General features: G+C 69.3%; 14 protein-coding genes. 7 read left to right on the plus strand and 7 right to left on the minus strand.

From position 1 onward, the window contains the following. Window positions 1–106: 106 nt before the first annotated feature. Together trhA and ACWESM_RS04270 are read left to right on the plus strand one after the other, a co-directional pair. Entirely contained in the window at window positions 107–745 is a 639-nt protein-coding gene (trhA, locus tag ACWESM_RS04265) for a PAQR family membrane homeostasis protein TrhA (RefSeq protein WP_355078661.1), read from the plus strand. A 75-nt stretch (window positions 746–820) separates the two neighbouring features. Next, window positions 821–2,458 carry an adenylate/guanylate cyclase domain-containing protein gene (locus tag ACWESM_RS04270; protein WP_355078587.1) on the plus strand — a complete coding sequence of 546 codons (1,638 nt, stop codon included), beginning with the start codon at window positions 821–823 and terminating at the stop codon, window positions 2,456–2,458. 360 nt (window positions 2,459–2,818) lie between these two features. Here ACWESM_RS04270 and ACWESM_RS04275 read toward each other — a convergent pair whose 3' ends face one another. Beyond that, window positions 2,819–4,870: a thioredoxin domain-containing protein gene (locus ACWESM_RS04275; RefSeq protein ID WP_364429060.1), complete on the minus strand. Its 2,052-nt coding sequence runs from the start codon at window positions 4,868–4,870 to the stop codon at window positions 2,819–2,821. An 83-nt stretch (window positions 4,871–4,953) separates the two neighbouring features. Between ACWESM_RS04275 and ACWESM_RS04280 the strand changes: the two genes are divergently transcribed. After that, window positions 4,954–5,520 (plus strand): GyrI-like domain-containing protein, encoded by a 567-nt coding sequence (locus ACWESM_RS04280; RefSeq protein WP_364429057.1) that lies wholly within the window; start codon window positions 4,954–4,956, stop codon window positions 5,518–5,520. On the opposite strand, the gene ACWESM_RS04285 is transcribed toward ACWESM_RS04280, so the two are convergent. Continuing rightward, a complete protein-coding gene (locus ACWESM_RS04285) occupies window positions 5,514–5,714 on the minus strand; it encodes a hypothetical protein (protein WP_452490955.1) in 201 nt (66 codons plus the stop codon). The two genes, ACWESM_RS04280 and ACWESM_RS04285, sit on opposite strands and share 7 nt — an antisense overlap. 376 nt (window positions 5,715–6,090) lie before the next feature. Next, window positions 6,091–6,666, minus strand: a complete 576-nt coding sequence (locus tag ACWESM_RS04290) for a TIGR03086 family metal-binding protein (RefSeq protein WP_355078583.1) — start codon at window positions 6,664–6,666, stop codon at window positions 6,091–6,093. A 474-nt stretch (window positions 6,667–7,140) separates the two neighbouring features. Between ACWESM_RS04290 and ACWESM_RS04295 the strand changes: the two genes are divergently transcribed. Continuing rightward, entirely contained in the window at window positions 7,141–7,317 is a 177-nt protein-coding gene (locus tag ACWESM_RS04295) for a hypothetical protein (protein ID WP_355078582.1), read from the plus strand. Window positions 7,318–7,468: 151 nt separating this feature from the next. Here the strand turns inward: ACWESM_RS04295 and ACWESM_RS04300 are convergent, their stop codons facing one another. From ACWESM_RS04300 to mca, 3 genes are all read right to left on the minus strand, one after another. Beyond that, complete coding sequence (locus tag ACWESM_RS04300; RefSeq protein ID WP_452490956.1) at window positions 7,469–8,779, minus strand: FAD-binding oxidoreductase; 1,311 nt, start codon at window positions 8,777–8,779, stop codon at window positions 7,469–7,471. A 154-nt stretch (window positions 8,780–8,933) separates the two neighbouring features. Further along, a complete protein-coding gene (locus ACWESM_RS04305) occupies window positions 8,934–9,212 on the minus strand; it encodes a hypothetical protein (RefSeq protein ID WP_356966784.1) in 279 nt (92 codons plus the stop codon). Continuing rightward, window positions 9,209–10,093 carry a mycothiol conjugate amidase Mca gene (mca, locus tag ACWESM_RS04310; RefSeq protein WP_356966785.1) on the minus strand — a complete coding sequence of 295 codons (885 nt, stop codon included), beginning with the start codon at window positions 10,091–10,093 and terminating at the stop codon, window positions 9,209–9,211. Before mca ends, ACWESM_RS04305 begins: the two co-directional genes overlap by 4 nt. Window positions 10,094–10,195: 102 nt before the next feature. Here mca and ACWESM_RS04315 point away from each other — a divergent pair, with 102 nt between their 5' ends. Together ACWESM_RS04315 and greA are read left to right on the plus strand one after the other, a co-directional pair. Beyond that, window positions 10,196–10,660 (plus strand): DUF4307 domain-containing protein, encoded by a 465-nt coding sequence (locus ACWESM_RS04315; protein WP_355078578.1) that lies wholly within the window; start codon window positions 10,196–10,198, stop codon window positions 10,658–10,660. A gap of 297 nt (window positions 10,661–10,957) precedes the next feature. Further along, on the plus strand, window positions 10,958–11,452 hold the full coding sequence (greA, locus tag ACWESM_RS04320) for a transcription elongation factor GreA (RefSeq protein ID WP_028477722.1): 495 nt from the start codon (window positions 10,958–10,960) through the stop codon (window positions 11,450–11,452). Between the two features lie 97 nt (window positions 11,453–11,549). Here the strand turns inward: greA and ACWESM_RS04325 are convergent, their stop codons facing one another. After that, window positions 11,550–12,692: a cystathionine gamma-synthase gene (locus ACWESM_RS04325; RefSeq protein ID WP_355078577.1), complete on the minus strand. Its 1,143-nt coding sequence runs from the start codon at window positions 12,690–12,692 to the stop codon at window positions 11,550–11,552. Between the two features lie 229 nt (window positions 12,693–12,921). Here ACWESM_RS04325 and ACWESM_RS04330 point away from each other — a divergent pair, with 229 nt between their 5' ends. Beyond that, entirely contained in the window at window positions 12,922–14,097 is a 1,176-nt protein-coding gene (locus ACWESM_RS04330; protein ID WP_355078576.1) for an acyl-CoA dehydrogenase family protein, read from the plus strand. Window positions 14,098–14,239: the final 142 nt, after the last annotated feature.

Here is a 14,239-nt window from a genome sequence, read left to right on the forward strand (position 1 = left end):
CCGGCTGTTCCCTTAGGAGGTACTCGTGTCCGAATCGGTCGGCGCCGCCGATGCGGCAACGGTCACACCGGTCCCCGCCACGGCGGGCGAAGCACTCGCCGAGGCGCTGGTCAAACCGCGCATGCGGGGCTGGATCCACACCTGGGCCGTCGGCGTCGCGGCGATCGCGGCCGTCGTGCTGATCGCCACCGCGGGCACGGTCTCGGCGACCGCGGGATGGTCGACGCTGATCTACGGGCTCACCGTGTGCGGGCTGTTCGGCGTCAGCGCGGTCTACCACCGGGTGACCTGGCCGACCGCCCGCGCTCGCATCCGGATGAAGCGAGCGGACCACTCGATGATCTTCCTGTTCATCGCGGGCAGCTACACCCCCTTCGCCCTGCTCGGCCTGCCCGGACGAACCGGGCAGACGCTGCTGGTCGTGGTCTGGGCGGGCGCGCTGGCCGGAGTGGCGCTCAAACTGCTGTGGCCCGGCGCTCCCCGCTGGGTCGGCGTTCCGCTCTATCTGTTGCTGGGCTGGGCCATCGTGCCGGTGGCCGGACAACTGAACGGCCAGATCGGCATCGCACCGCTGATTTTGTTGCTGATCGGCGGCCTGTTCTACAGCGGCGGCGCGATCCTCTACGCCACGAAATGGCCGAACCCGTGGCCGGGGGTTTTCGGGCACCACGAGTTCTTCCACGCGGCCACGGTGCTCGCGGCGTTGACCCACTACGCGGCGGTCTGGCTCGTCGTCCTGCGCTGAGCGCATAGAGTCGACCCGGAGGGCGGACGAGAGGGCGGCGCAGGCGATGGAACGGTCATCGAGATCGCGAGCCCTATGATCGCGAAGCTCGTCGTCTGGGCGCTCAAAGCGCGGGGTGGTCTGGCCGCTCTGGTCACCACGGCGAATCTCAGCGGCCTCGCGGTGATCGTCACCCAGCTGTGGCTGAACGGGTTCCTCGGCAGGCTGGGCACGGATTGGCTACGGGCACTGGCCTTCGTCGGCATCTATCCGGCGGCGGGATTCCTGGCGGGCATCGTCCTGGCGGTGCGCGACCGCAAGGTGTACTTCGGCTGGCTCGACGCCGGGCGCAAGCCCACGGAGGTGGAGGCGCGGCGCTTGCTGCACCTACCCGTCGCGATCAGCATGCGCGCGATCGCGCTGTGGATTCCGGGGGTGATCGTGGCGACCGCGGTCTTCGCGCGGCTGAGCCCGGACAACGACCCCGGCGTGACGGCGTCGCTGTTCACGATCGGCGCCTTCGAGTCGGCGGCGGTCACCTTTCTGATCGTGGACCGGTTGATCCGGCCGACGATCCCGGTGGTCGCCCGGGTGCTCGGCTGGACCATGCACTGGAGTTCCTCTGTGCTGGTGCGGGTCGTGCTGACCTGGGCGGTGGCGGCCGCGCTTCCGCTGCTCATGCTGATCGTCGTGCTGGCCGACCCGGTAGCGGCCGCGCCCGACCGGGTCCGCACCGCCATCTACCTGTCCGCGGTCGGCATCGGAGTGGGTGCGCTGGCCACGGCGTTCCTCGCCCGCGCGGTCGCCGCGCCGATGCGCGTCCTGCGTCGCGCGCTGGACCGCATCGCGCAAGGCGATCTCGGCGTCCGGGTGCCGATCGGCAGCACCAGTGAGATCGGCCGGTTGGAGCATTCGGTCAACGAACTGGCGGCGAACCTGCGCGAGCGCGAGCGGATGCGTGAGGTGTTCGGCAGGCACGTCGGGGCCGAGGTGGCCGAGCGCGCGCTGGCTCGCGGGGCGGATCTCACCGGCGACGTGCGTGAGGTGTCGGCGCTGTTCGTCGACGTGACCGGGTCGGTGGAGCTGTCCACCGGGTTGCCGCCGCAGGAGTTCGTGGCCAAGCTCAATCGGTTGCTCGCGATCGTCGTCGCGGCGACCGAGGAGAACAACGGACTGGTCAACAAGTTCGAGGGCGACGCGGCGCTGTGCGTCTTCGGAGCGCCGATCGCGTTGGGCGACAACGCGACTCCGGCGCTGCGGGCGGCGCGCCGCATCCGGGACGAGGTGCTCGCCACCGGAGAACTCGACATCGGGATCGGCGTCGCGCGCGGCGGGGTCTTCGCGGGCGACGTCGGCTCCGACACCCGCCTGGAATTCACGGTGATCGGCGACGCCGTCAACGAGGCCGCCCGCCTCACCACGGCGGCCAAGGAGGTGCCGCGGCGAATCCTGGTGAGCCAAGCGGTGATCGAAGCCGCTACGGAACACGAGCGCGCCAAGTGGACGTTCTACGACACCATCGTGCTACGCGGCATGAAAAACCCCACGTTCTGCTGGACCGACATCGACACCTCCGGCGCCCGGCCCGAACACATCGAAACCCGCACCGATCAGCTGGACGGCCACGACCTGCCCGCCGACACCAACCCGGTCATCGAAATCCACACCGCCGCAGAGCCGCCCCGTGGCACCGAGTTGCCGGACGCCGAGTTCGACGCCCCGCCTCGGCGCTAGTCCACTCAGCTGGGTGAACAGCGAAGCACCTTCGGCACGGCGGTTCAGCGGCCGTCTCGATGGCGACATGACCGAACGCGCGTGCACCGACCGCATCGGGCCCGCTCGGTTGCGTTCGGCGGTACGAACGTCGTCGTGCGCCCACCTGGCATCGTGTCGCGATGGTCTCGGCCGTCTCACAGCCGCGTGATCGAGCGCCTCAGCTCCGATCGTTGTCTCCTTCCCGCACCCACCGGGCCGCCGGTGCACCGCCCGGGCCGCCAGGGGCCGACCACATTTCCGGCCACGCCCTCCGTCGACGGGGCGTCCGACTCGAACCGTCTATCGCCAACCGGCCGATGGTGGCCGGAGGTGCTGTCGTCAGTTTCGCCGAAGCGCCATCAGGAGCTCGTCGGGCGTGGAGACCGGGAGGTCGCAGACGGAGCCGCGGCAGACGTACGCGGCCGCGGCGTTGCGGACCAAGGGCCGATCGGCCAGCAGCGGGACGGCGTTCGGGGCCCCGGCAAGGACGACGGAGCCGCCGGGTGCGGCCGCACGGGCCGCCGCGAGCAACTCGGTGGGCTGGGCCGCCGATTCGGCGGCGATGGCGACCTGCAGCGGGCCGCGCAAGGCCGCCTCGGCGACGGTGAGCCACTGGCCCGCCGAGCGCGGCGCGCGTGCCAGCACAATCGCGCCGCGCTCGAGGGTGCGGTCGGCCAGTTCCCGGTAGCGGGCGGCGCCTTCCGGGTCGCTCGCGGCCGCGGCGGTGAGCAGCGCTTCGGCCAGCGCGGAGGCGCCTGCGGGGGTGGCTCCGTCGATCGGGTCGCGGGGGCGGGCGACTAGGGTTTCGGCGTCGTCGGCGGTGTCGAACCAGCCGCCCGGCTGATCGGGGTCGGCGAAGTGTTCGATCGCGGTATCCAGCAGGCGTTGGGCGTCGTCCAGCCAGCCGAGGTCGCCGGTGGCCTGGTGCAGCGCTAGCAGGCCGGTGACCAGCCAGGCGTGGTCCTCCAGGATGGCGGGCGCCGCGCCGACGACGCCGCCGAGCGATGCACGTCGCAGCCGACCGTCCACCACGTGCTCGGCCAGCAGGAATCGCGCGCATCGGACGGCGGCGGCGGTCCACTCCGGTTCGTCCAGCGCGCCCGCGGCCTCGGCGAGCGCGGTGATCGCCATACCGTTCCATGCGGTGACCACTTTGTCGTCGCGTTCGGGTTGTGGGCGTCGATCGCGGGCGGCGATCAACGCGGCACGGACGTGTTCCAGCCGCGCGTGGTCCTCCGCCGTGGCGGGTTCGGCGTACCTGGTCAGCACCGAGGTGCACTGTTCGAAGTTTCCGGCGGTGGTGACGCCGAAGAACTCGGCCGCCCACGCCCCGTCGATCGGACCGAGCACGCCGGCCAGCTCGGCGGGCGTCCACACGTACGTCGCGCCTTCGACACCGGGCTTACCGGGCTCCAAGTGCGTGTCGGCGTCCAGCGCCGAGGCGAAACCGCCCTGCGGGGTCCCGAGGTCATCGAGGAGAAACCGCACGATTTCCCGGGTGACCCGGTGCGACAACGATTCCGGAAGCTCGGACCCGCTGCGGCGGGCGAGGTGCGCGTAGGCGCGTAACAGCTGCGCGTTGTCGTAGAGCATTTTCTCGAAGTGCGGCACCACCCATGCCGCGTCGACCGAATACCGCGCGAACCCGCCGCGCAGCTGGTCGTAGATGCCGCCGCGCGCCATGGCCTCGGCGGTGCGGGCGACCACCTGGAACACCGCCGGGTCACCGGTCCGCTCCCAGTGCCGCAACAGTCCCTCGAGCAGCGCCGAGGGCGGGAATTTGGGAGCGCCGCCGAATCCGCCGTGCTCGGCGTCCTCGTCGCGCAGCACGGCGGCGACGGCATGGGCGAGCAGCTCCGGGGTGATCGTCAGGTCCGCGTCGGGCAGTCCCGCCGCTTGGTCGCGCAGCGCAGCAGCCACCTGCGCGGAGGCCTGATTCACTTCGTCGCGCCTGGTGCGCCAGGTCTCCGTGACCGCCGTGAGCAGCTGGGTGAAGGACGGCATGCCGCCGCGCGGGAGCTTCGGGTAGTAAGTGCCGCAGTAGAACGGTTCGCCGTCCGGCGTCAGGAAACAGGTCATCGGCCAGCCGCCTTGCCCTGTCATCGCGACCGTCGCATTCATGTAGACCGCGTCCAGGTCTGGTCGCTCCTCCCGGTCCACCTTCACGCAGACGAAGTTCTCGTTCATCTGATCGGCGGTGGCCTGGTCCTCGAACGACTCGTGCGCCATCACGTGGCACCAGTGACAGGACGCGTACCCCACCGACAGCAGAACGGGCACGTCCCGCTCCCGCGCTTCGGCCAGTGCCTCCGCGTCCCACTCCCGCCAGTGCACCGGGTTGTCCGCATGCTGCCGCAGGTACGGGGACGTCGCCTCTCCGAGCCGGTTCATGGCTCCACCGTACGACCCTTCCCGCCGCCGTGTGGGTACGTCGTCCTTGACTCTCCCGCGGCGGGAGACGACACGGTCGAGGAATGAAAATCGATCTGGCCCGAACCGATGGCCACTACTACGGAGCGAGCACGCGACCTGTGGTCCGGACATTCAGCGCATACGACTACGTGACGGTCGAAGGAATCGGGGACCCTGACGGCCCGGTCTACGCGGCGGCGGTGCAAACGCTCTACCGGGCCGCGTACGGCGCGAAGAAGGCGGCGAAAGCCGCAGGGCAGGACTTCGTCGTGCCCAAACTCGAGGGCCTGTGGTGGGTCGAATCCGACGCTCCGCCACTGACGGTGCCACGCGACCAATGGCACTGGAAACTGCTGATTCGCATGCCGGAAGTGGTGACCGCCGACATGGTGACCGGCGCGTCCTTCGAACGACTCACCGAGGGCGAGGCGATCCAGGTCCTGCACCTGGGCCCGTACGCGACCGAGCCCGAGACCCTGGCTCGCATGGACGCCCTCATGGCGGCCGAGGGATGGGCGCACCACGGCCGCCACCACGAGATCTACTTGTCCGACCCGCGCCGGACACCGAACGAGAGGACGAAAACCATTCTGCGTCAACCGGTTCGCCGCACGCTCACGTCTCAGTAAGGAGCCGGCGCGCTCGGCTCGGCACGCCACGGCCCCGACGGGCCGGGGCCGAACGTCAGAGCCAGGTCGAGCAGATGCCGGTCCCACGAGCGGACCGCGAGGTCGGCCAGAACGCCGGAAACCGTAATGGTGTCGCGCCTGGCCGGCGCGGCAAGCGTCTGGTTGTCATCGGCCCAGAAGGTCACCGCCACCATCGGCCATACGCCGCCCGGCTTTCCGGTTCCATAGCAAATTGAGCTGCGCCGGTTGCATAGGACCGATTGCCGAACCGGGTGCGCAGGCAACGGATACTTCCGATACACGCGATCGGTTGCGGGTTCGAGTCACGTCCGGATCGTTTCGATCCGGTGGCTCAATTGGTAGAGCAGTCCACGGCAGGGTTTCCGGATCCACAGGGCTCGGTTCGCTCGAGCCGGTATACCCGTCGCCGCCCAGAACTCGGGCGCCCGAACTTCGCGCGGGAAGCGGCTGGGCATATCGTCTGCTTTCCGCGGAACTGCCTGCCGGAACAACTCGTCGAAAATCTTCGGCACAGTTGAAGGTTTCGACGCACCCGCCGAAAACGACGGACTACGTGCGCGCCAGTACCTCGCGTCCGACGTACGCCAACAGTCTGCGGTGTGCCGGTTCGTCGTCGGCGACCAGCACCTCGGGACCGAAAATGCCGGGTGCGCGGAAGGAATCGATGCCACCCGCGGCATGCATGGTGGCGAGCAATTCGCCACACAACCCGTCGTCGGCCAGATCCGGCCGATCGATGGCCACCGCGATATCCACCCCGTGCACGAGAATCTCGGTGAGATGCACCAGCGCGGCCGCGGGGCCGGGCAGTTCACCGAGCGAGATGCCCACCGTGCCGTCCAGCGCATCGGGCCGGTGCCAGGCCGCGCGGTCCACCTCGGCCGCCGCGGCGTACGCGCCCTGCGGATCACCGCCGAGCCAGTCGGATTCGTGGTCGGCGCCGGTATCCATGCCGCTCAGGGCCGCCGCGAAGATGTGCATACCGCCGACCGTGTGGTTGAGAACGGTGCGGACATCCCAGTCCCGGCACGGCGTCGGCGTCGTCAGATCCGCTCCTCCCACGGCGGCGACGATCGCTCCGGTCGCATCCAGTGCACGGTCGATCTGTCCGATCACGTTGTCCATGAGCTTCCTTCGGTCGAGCGGTTTGGCTGAATTGGTAACACAGGACACCGACAAGCGCGCGGCAATGCGAACTCCACCTTGCGTCGAGATAGTTGCCGACAGTGTGCTTCTCGTGACCGCGAAGGAAAATGCGCGGGCCGGACGGCCCCGCTCCCCTCGGTGGTGCGCCCGGTGCGCAGGCACTTCCACTTCTAATGGACAGGTTGCGGGTTCGAGTCCCGCCCGGACCCCATGGTCCGGTAGCTCAATGGCGGAGCGGTACGTTCCGTCGCCGAATTTCATCTCGGGCGCACTACCACCGAATTCGCGCACCCGCGAAGCGGACCGTCTCGCTCGGGCGAAAGATTCGGCGCGTCTCCGGTGCGCAGGCAACGGTTACTTCGGGTTCAATTCCTGCCGAAACCATTTCGGTCGCTCGATACGGCGAGCAGCCCGTCGCCGCTTTTCCTCGGCCATTCCGCTCCGAAAAATGGGGTGCGGCAATTCCTTTCGTCTCGGGTACCGCTCTACACGTGGAACCTGGCCGGATACCGCTACGGGCACGCCCTCAGCGGCACCCCGCACCGGCACGCCTTCGGCGGCCTGACCGACGTGGCGTTCCGGATGATCCGGCTGTTGGAGGCGGGACGCGACGCCGACTGGCCGTTCTGAACGGCGGCGGGGCCGAGATCGCCTCCCGACCTCGGCCCGTGGGTCCACCGGACCACCGGCACGCCTTCGGCGGCCTGACCGACGCGGAGCTCCGGACCATCGCGCTGCTGGCAGCGGGACGCGACCCCGACTGGCCGTTCTGCTCCGCGGCCTACCCGAACACCGGATAGTTGGCCCGGATGACGCCGTGCGGGTCGCGGGCACGCTTGATCTCGCGCAGCCGGTTCAGCGTCGCGGCGTCGAAAGCGGCGTCGGCCGTCTCGCCGGGCGTAAGGAAGGTATACGGCTTGTGGCCGCTGATCTGCCCGCTCACCGCGCCGACGATGGCGGTGCGCCGCGCCTCGACCGCATCGCGCAGGTGCGGCAGCCCGAGACCAAGGCAGTAGAGCAGGTACGGCTCCGCGATCGGGCCGCGCGCGCCACCATCGGGCCGGGCTTCGGCCAGGGCGCCGCCCAGGTGCCGGATCTGCACATTGGCCAGCGGGGCGACCGGTTCCTCGATCAGGGTCTTGACCACGGCGTCGCCGAGATCGGTGAGCTGCTCCGCACGGGACAGCGACGGGCTCGGGTCCGTGGGTTCGGCGGTGACCGCGCCGATGTCGGCGGCCCCGAACACGCCGCGCTTGTCGAGAATGAGATCTCCGATGGCGTCCAGGGCGGTCAGCAGCGTCCGTCCACGATCAGGATCACCCAGATACACCGCGTCCACGCCGACCATCGGCGGTGCGTCCGGGATCTGCAAACGCTGGAACCACACCGACAGTTCGTGCGGAGCCGCCGCGGTGATCTCCTGGAATGCGTCGAACACCTCGCGAATCCGCGTTTGCGGCCACAGCATGCGGCCGCCGAACAGCTCCGGCGCGGGAAACAGATCGAACTCGAGCGCCGTCACGACGGCGAAGTCGCCGCCACCGCCGCGCAACGCCCAGAACAGGTCCGGATCGTCCTCGGCCGTGACCCGGCGCGCAGCGCCCTCCGCGTCGACGATCTCGAACGCGCGCACCGCGTCGGCGGCCCAGCCGTGCTTGCGGCCGAACCAGCTCATGCCGCCGCCGAGGGTGTAGCCGGTCACGCCGACGACCGGATTGCTGCCCGCGAGCCCGGTCAGCCCGTGCCTGGCCGCGGCCGCCTGCACCCGACCCCACGACACTCCGGCGCCCACGCGCGCCACCCGACGCCGGGGATCGATCTCGATGCCGTCCAAATACCCGGTGCGCAGCAGGATCGCCTCGGGCACGCCACCGGACGCGCCGTGTCCGGTCGGTTGGGTGACCACCGGCACGCCCACGCGGCCCGCGTACCGGACCACGGCCGCGACGTCACCGGCGTCTCCGGCCCGCACCACGGCGGCCACCGGCTGGTCGACGGTTGTCGTCCAGGGCCGCGCCGCGGTTTCGAAGCCCTCGTCACCGGCCACCAGCACGCGGCCGGGCAGCGTGGCCCGCAGTTCGTCGAATGTCATTGCTCGTCCTGACTCTCAGCGTTCGGAAGCAGACGCGCGCGGGAACCGGGGTGTCGGCTTTCGACGAAAGGCCGTGGTTCGCGCCGCGACTACCTCATTGACGAAAGAGAGCGCGGAAAGGTAACAACGAGCAGGTCAGCGAGGGTTTCGCCGCTCAGCCGGATTCGGCTCGCCCTTCGGGGTCGGCGCCCTTCGATTCCTCGGCACGGCGGGTGATGCCGTGCTCGGTGCCCTCGTCGGCCTCCTGGTCCGGTTCCGGGTGCTCGGGCTCGAAGGTCGCAGGCAGGCCCTTGATGTGCCGGTTCATCGACCGGACCAGCAGGAAGGTGCCCGCGAGCAGAATCAGGATGATGACCAGGCCGAGCGGCGACGCCTTGCCGAACTCGGGGCCGGTCGGCGTTCCGGGTGTCTGGGCGAGCAGGACGAACGTCACGACCGCTCGTCCTCGATGCCCGCGAACAGGTCGGTCTCCGGCAGCTCGGTGCGCACGCGGGTCTTGGCCAGCTCGAACTCCTCGGTCGGCCACAACCGCTGCTGCATCTCCATCGGAATGGCGAAGAACGCGCCGTTCGGATCGATCTGCGTCGCGTGCGCGCGCAAGGCGTCGTCGCGCTGCGGGAAGTACTTGGCGCAGTCGATCTGGGTGGTGATCCTGGCGAACATGTCACCGCGCTCGGCGGCGTACTTGCGCATCCGGTCCAGCCACTCCTGCAGCGGGAACGGTTCGCCGAGGCGCTCGTACTCCGCGGCGAAGATCTCCATCCGCTTCATGCTGAAGCCGTGGTCGTAGTACAGCTTGAGCGGCGTCCACGGCTCGCCCGCGCCGGGAAAGCGCTCGGGGTCGCCCGCCGCCTCGAACGCCGCCATCGACACCTCGTGGCAGCGGATGTGGTCGGGGTGCGGGTAGCCGCCGGTCTCGTCGTAGGTGGTCATCACGTGCGGCTTGAACTCGCGCACCACGCGCACCAGGGCCTCGGTGGCCTCCTCCAGCGGAACCAGCGCGAAGCTGCCCTCGGGCAGCGGCGGGAGGGGGTCGCCCTCGGGCAGGCCCGAGTCGACGAAACCGAGCCAGTGCTGGCGCACGCCGAGCGCACGGGCCGCGGCGGCCATCTCCTCACGGCGGATCTCGTGGATCCGCTCCAGGACGCCGGGCGTGTCCATGGCCGGGTTCAGGATGCTTCCACGCTCTCCGCCGGTCAGCGTCACGACGAGGACGTCGTGTCCTTCGTCGGCGTAACGGGCGGTCGTCGCGGCACCCTTGCTGGATTCGTCGTCTGGGTGGGCGTGCACCGCCATGAGGCGAAGGCCACTCACGTCTCGTTCTCCGTCGCTCTCGGTCGCGGGTGTCGGGGCTTCGTTACCTATAGTTCCATTCGACCCACATTTGTTCCGACGTACCCCCCGGGAGCGACCACGATGAGCCAGCCCGCGCCGGAGAGCGGCGGCGACGCGAAGGCGGCGTCTCCCGGCGGACCCCCGCCCGACCGCTACGGCACCGGGCCACGCAAGCCGCGCCGCTGGATCGTGCCGGTGCTCGGCGTGCTGGTGGTGCTCGCGGGACTCGGCGTGGCCTACCTGGGCTATCAGAAGTACGGGCCGGAGGACATCGAGGCCGAGCAGCTCGGCTACGTCGTCGTCGACGACTCGACCATGACCATCCACCTCAAGGTCACCCGGGCCGACCCGCAGCAGCCGGTGGTGTGTTTCGTCCGCGCGATGGCTCGCGACGGCTCCGAACTCGGCCGGAGGGAAGTGCTGATCGAGCCGTCGAGCAGCGGGACGGTCGAGTTGACCACCGTCGTGCGCTCGTCCGCGCGTCCCGTGTCGGGCAGCGTGTACGCGTGCAGCGATCGGGTACCCAGCTATCTGCGAGTTGGCTGATTTCCGCGCATAAACCGGCGATTTGCCCGCGAAATTAACTCCGACCTGCACATTTGTGAATCATGCTAAAATGGCGTGATACACGGTTCCGGAGCTCGGAGCCGTGTTTGCTGCATTGGCGGCCAGCGCTGAGGGTTCGGGCTTGCGATTTCGCCCGTGACCGGGGCCTGTCGGGGTTCGATGAACTTCCCAGGATCGCTCTAGCCGTCGACTGGCGCGTGCCCGCTTCCGGGTGGGCACACGCCGGTGCTCAGGGAATCCCGGCCTGCCGGGAACAACTACTAGGGAGTGATCGAGATGACTGAGACGCAAGTGACCTGGCTGACCCCGGAGTCGCACGACAGGCTCAAGAGCGAACTCGACGCGCTCATCGCCAATCGTCCGGTCATCGCCGCCGAGATCAACGAACGCCGGGAAGAGGGCGACCTCAAGGAGAACGGCGGGTACCACGCCGCGCGCGAGGAGCAGGGTCAGCAGGAGGCGCGCATTCGCCAGCTGCAAGAGCTGCTGAACAACGCCAAGGTCGGCGTCGCACCGACCAAGTCCGGCGTGGCGCTTCCCGGGTCGGTCGTCAAGGTCTACTACGACGGCGACGAGACGGACACCGAAACCTTCCTGATCGCCACCCGCGAGGAGGGTCTCCGCGATTCCAAGCTGGAGACGTACTCGCCGAACTCGCCCCTCGGCGGCGCGCTCATCGACGCCAAGGTGGGCGAGACCAGGGAATACACGCTGCCCAATGGGAACACGATGAAGGTCACCCTGCTCAGCGCCGAGCCCTACCACAGCTGACGCTCTCGGTCGCGCCGCCACGGCAGGCCGATACCCCCGCGGACACGAGCGGCCGCGCCCGATCATCGGGTGCGGCCGCTTCCTCATGTCCGTGAACCTAGCTCAATGCCTGCTCGATGTCCGCAAGCAGGTCGCTGACATCCTCGATGCCGACCGAAAGCCGCACCAAGTCCGCGGGCACCTCCAGCTCGGAACCTTCGGTGGAGGCGTGCGTCATCGCGGCCGGATGCTCGATCAGTGACTCGACACCGCCCAGGGACTCGGCGAGGGTGAAGACCTCGGTCCGCGCGCAAAACTTCCGCGCGGCTTCGACGTCACCATTGAGGCGCACCGAGATCATCCCGCCGAAGCGCCGCATCTGCTTCGCCGCGACGGCATGGCCCGGGTGCTCCGGCAGGCCGGGGTAGATCACATGCGAGATCGACGGGTGCCCGGACAGGAACTCCGCGATGGTCTCGGCGTTGTCGCAGTGCCGATCCATCCGCAGGGCGAGGGTCTTGGTGCCGCGCAGCGTGAGGAACGCGTCGAACGGGCCGGGCACCGCGCCCGCGCCGTTCTGCAGGAACGCGAACGCCGCGTCGAGTTCCGGATCGTCGGTGATCAGCGCGCCGCCGATGACGTCGGAGTGGCCGCCGAGGTACTTGGTGGTGGAGTGCACCACGATGTCGGCGCCGAGCAGCAGCGGCTGCTGCAGGTAGGGCGTCGCGAAGGTGTTGTCGACGACCAGTTTCGCGCCCGCCGCGTGCGCGACGTCGGCCAGCGCGGGGATGTCGCCGATGCTCAGCAGGGGGTTGGTCGGGGTTTCGATCCACACCAGCTTGGTGTTCGGCCGGATCGCGGCGCGCATCTCGTCCACGTTGAACACGTGCGCGGGCGAGTGCTCGATCCCCCACTGGCTGAAGACCTTGTCGATCAGCCGGAAGGTGCCGCCGTAGGCGTCGTCGGGGATCACGATGTGATCACCCGGACGCAACGTGGCCCGCAGCGCACAGTCGGTCGCGGCCATGCCGGACGCGAACGCCCGGCCGTAGCGGCCCGATTCCAGCGCGGCGAGGTTCGCTTCCAGTACCGACCGCGTCGGGTTGCCGGTGCGGGCGTATTCGAAACCGCCGCGCAACCCGCCCACGCCGTCCTGGGCGAACGTCGAACTCGCGTAGATGGGCACATTCACCGCGCCGGTCTGCGGATCGGGTTCATACCCGGCGTGCACGGCCCGTGTGGAGAATCCCAGCTCGCTCATGGGGCTCAGCCTAATCGGGGCGATTCCCGGGCAACTTCCCGGTGTAGGCATATCGCCGCTGCGTACGCAGGCGAAACGGACGAATCCGCACAACGGCGTCGGCATAGCGGGACAGCGCCCCTCGATCCGATCGAATTACACCGACGTCACCACCAGCACGGAAATCTTGCACCGAAGTAAGGGGCGTGAGTTCGGTCTCACTATTTCGCCGCCCCTTTAGGCTGAGTCCATGGTCACTGTGGAAGAACTGTTCGCCACCGACACGCTGCTGTCCGACGACGAGCGCGAGATCCGGGACACCGTCGCGAGCTTCGCGACGCAGCGACTGCGCCCGCACGTCGCGGAGTGGTTCGAGGCGGGCACCTTCCCCGCCCGCGAGCTCGCCCCTGAGCTGGGCGCGCTGGGACTGCTCGGCATGCATCTGGAGGGGTACGGCTGCGCGGGCATGTCGGCCACCACCTACGGTCTGGCCTGCCAGGAGCTGGAGGCGGTGGACTCCGGCATCCGCAGCATGGTCTCGGTCCAGGGGTCGCTGGCGATGACCGCCATCCACGAATTCGGCTCCGAGGAACAGAAACAGCAGTGGCTGCCGGAGCTGGCCGCCGGCCGCGCGCTCGGCTGTTTCGGGTTGACCGAGCCGGACTTCGGTTCGAATCCGGGCGGCATGCGCACCCGGGCGAAGCGCGACGGCTCCGATTGGGTGCTGAGCGGCTCGAAGATGTGGATCACCAACGGCTCGGTGAGCGATGTCGCGGTGGTCTGGGCGCAGACCGAGGACGAAGGCAGGCAGGTGATCCGCGGATTCCTGGTCCCGGCCGGGACGCCCGGGTTCACGACGCGGGAGATGCACCGCAAGCTGTCGCTGCGCGCGTCGGTCACCGCGGAACTGGACCTGGACGAGGTTCGCCTGCCCGCGGACGCGGTGCTGCCGGGGTCGAGGGGACTGGCCGCGCCGCTGGCCTGCCTGAGCGAGGCGCGCTTCGGCATCGTCTTCGGCGCGCTCGGCGCGGCGCGCGAGTGCCTGGCGGCCACCATCGAGTACGCCAGGACCCGCGAGGTGTTCGACAAGCCGCTGGCCGCCTACCAGCTCACCCAGGCCAAGCTGGCCGACATGGCGCTGGAGTTCGGCAAGGGCCAGCTGCTCGCGCTGCACATCGGACGGCTGAAGGACCGCGGCGCGGTCACGCCGGAGCAGGTGAGCGCGGGCAAGCTGAACAGCACGCGCGAGGCCATCGCGATCGCCCGCGAGTGCCGAACCATCTTGGGCGCCAACGGCATCACGCTCGACTACCCGGTCTTGCGCCATGCGAACAATCTGGAGTCGGTGCTCACCTACGAGGGCACCGCGGAGGTACACCAGCTCGTGCTGGGCCGGGCGTTGACCGACGCGAACGCTTTCCGCTGACGAGCCGTTCGGCGGCGGAGCCGCGTAGCGACCGCGCGCTCCGCTGATCCGCCCCGTCCCGGCGTGATGCCGCCGGGCGTGGTGCGGAACGCGGCGAAAAGGGTGCGGATGGATTGCCGGATGCCGTTCGCCGACGGCATCC

The sequence above is a fragment of the Nocardia sp. NPDC003999 genome, from assembly GCF_053604885.1.

Coding starts and splice junctions, on each gene's coding strand:
- ACWESM_RS04270 (WP_355078587.1), top strand. CDS start 821: ATGATCGCGAAGCTCGTCGTCTGGGCGCTCAAAGCGCGGGGTGGTCTG.
- ACWESM_RS04275 (WP_364429060.1), bottom strand. CDS start 4,870: ATGAACCGGCTCGGAGAGGCGACGTCCCCGTACCTGCGGCAGCATGCG.
- ACWESM_RS04280 (WP_364429057.1), top strand. CDS start 4,954: ATGAAAATCGATCTGGCCCGAACCGATGGCCACTACTACGGAGCGAGC.
- ACWESM_RS04285 (WP_452490955.1), bottom strand. CDS start 5,714: ATGGTGGCGGTGACCTTCTGGGCCGATGACAACCAGACGCTTGCCGCG.
- ACWESM_RS04290 (WP_355078583.1), bottom strand. CDS start 6,666: ATGGACAACGTGATCGGACAGATCGACCGTGCACTGGATGCGACCGGA.
- ACWESM_RS04300 (WP_452490956.1), bottom strand. CDS start 8,779: ATGACATTCGACGAACTGCGGGCCACGCTGCCCGGCCGCGTGCTGGTG.
- ACWESM_RS04315 (WP_355078578.1), top strand. CDS start 10,196: ATGAGCCAGCCCGCGCCGGAGAGCGGCGGCGACGCGAAGGCGGCGTCT.
- greA (WP_028477722.1), top strand. CDS start 10,958: ATGACTGAGACGCAAGTGACCTGGCTGACCCCGGAGTCGCACGACAGG.
- ACWESM_RS04325 (WP_355078577.1), bottom strand. CDS start 12,692: ATGAGCGAGCTGGGATTCTCCACACGGGCCGTGCACGCCGGGTATGAA.
- ACWESM_RS04330 (WP_355078576.1), top strand. CDS start 12,922: ATGGTCACTGTGGAAGAACTGTTCGCCACCGACACGCTGCTGTCCGAC.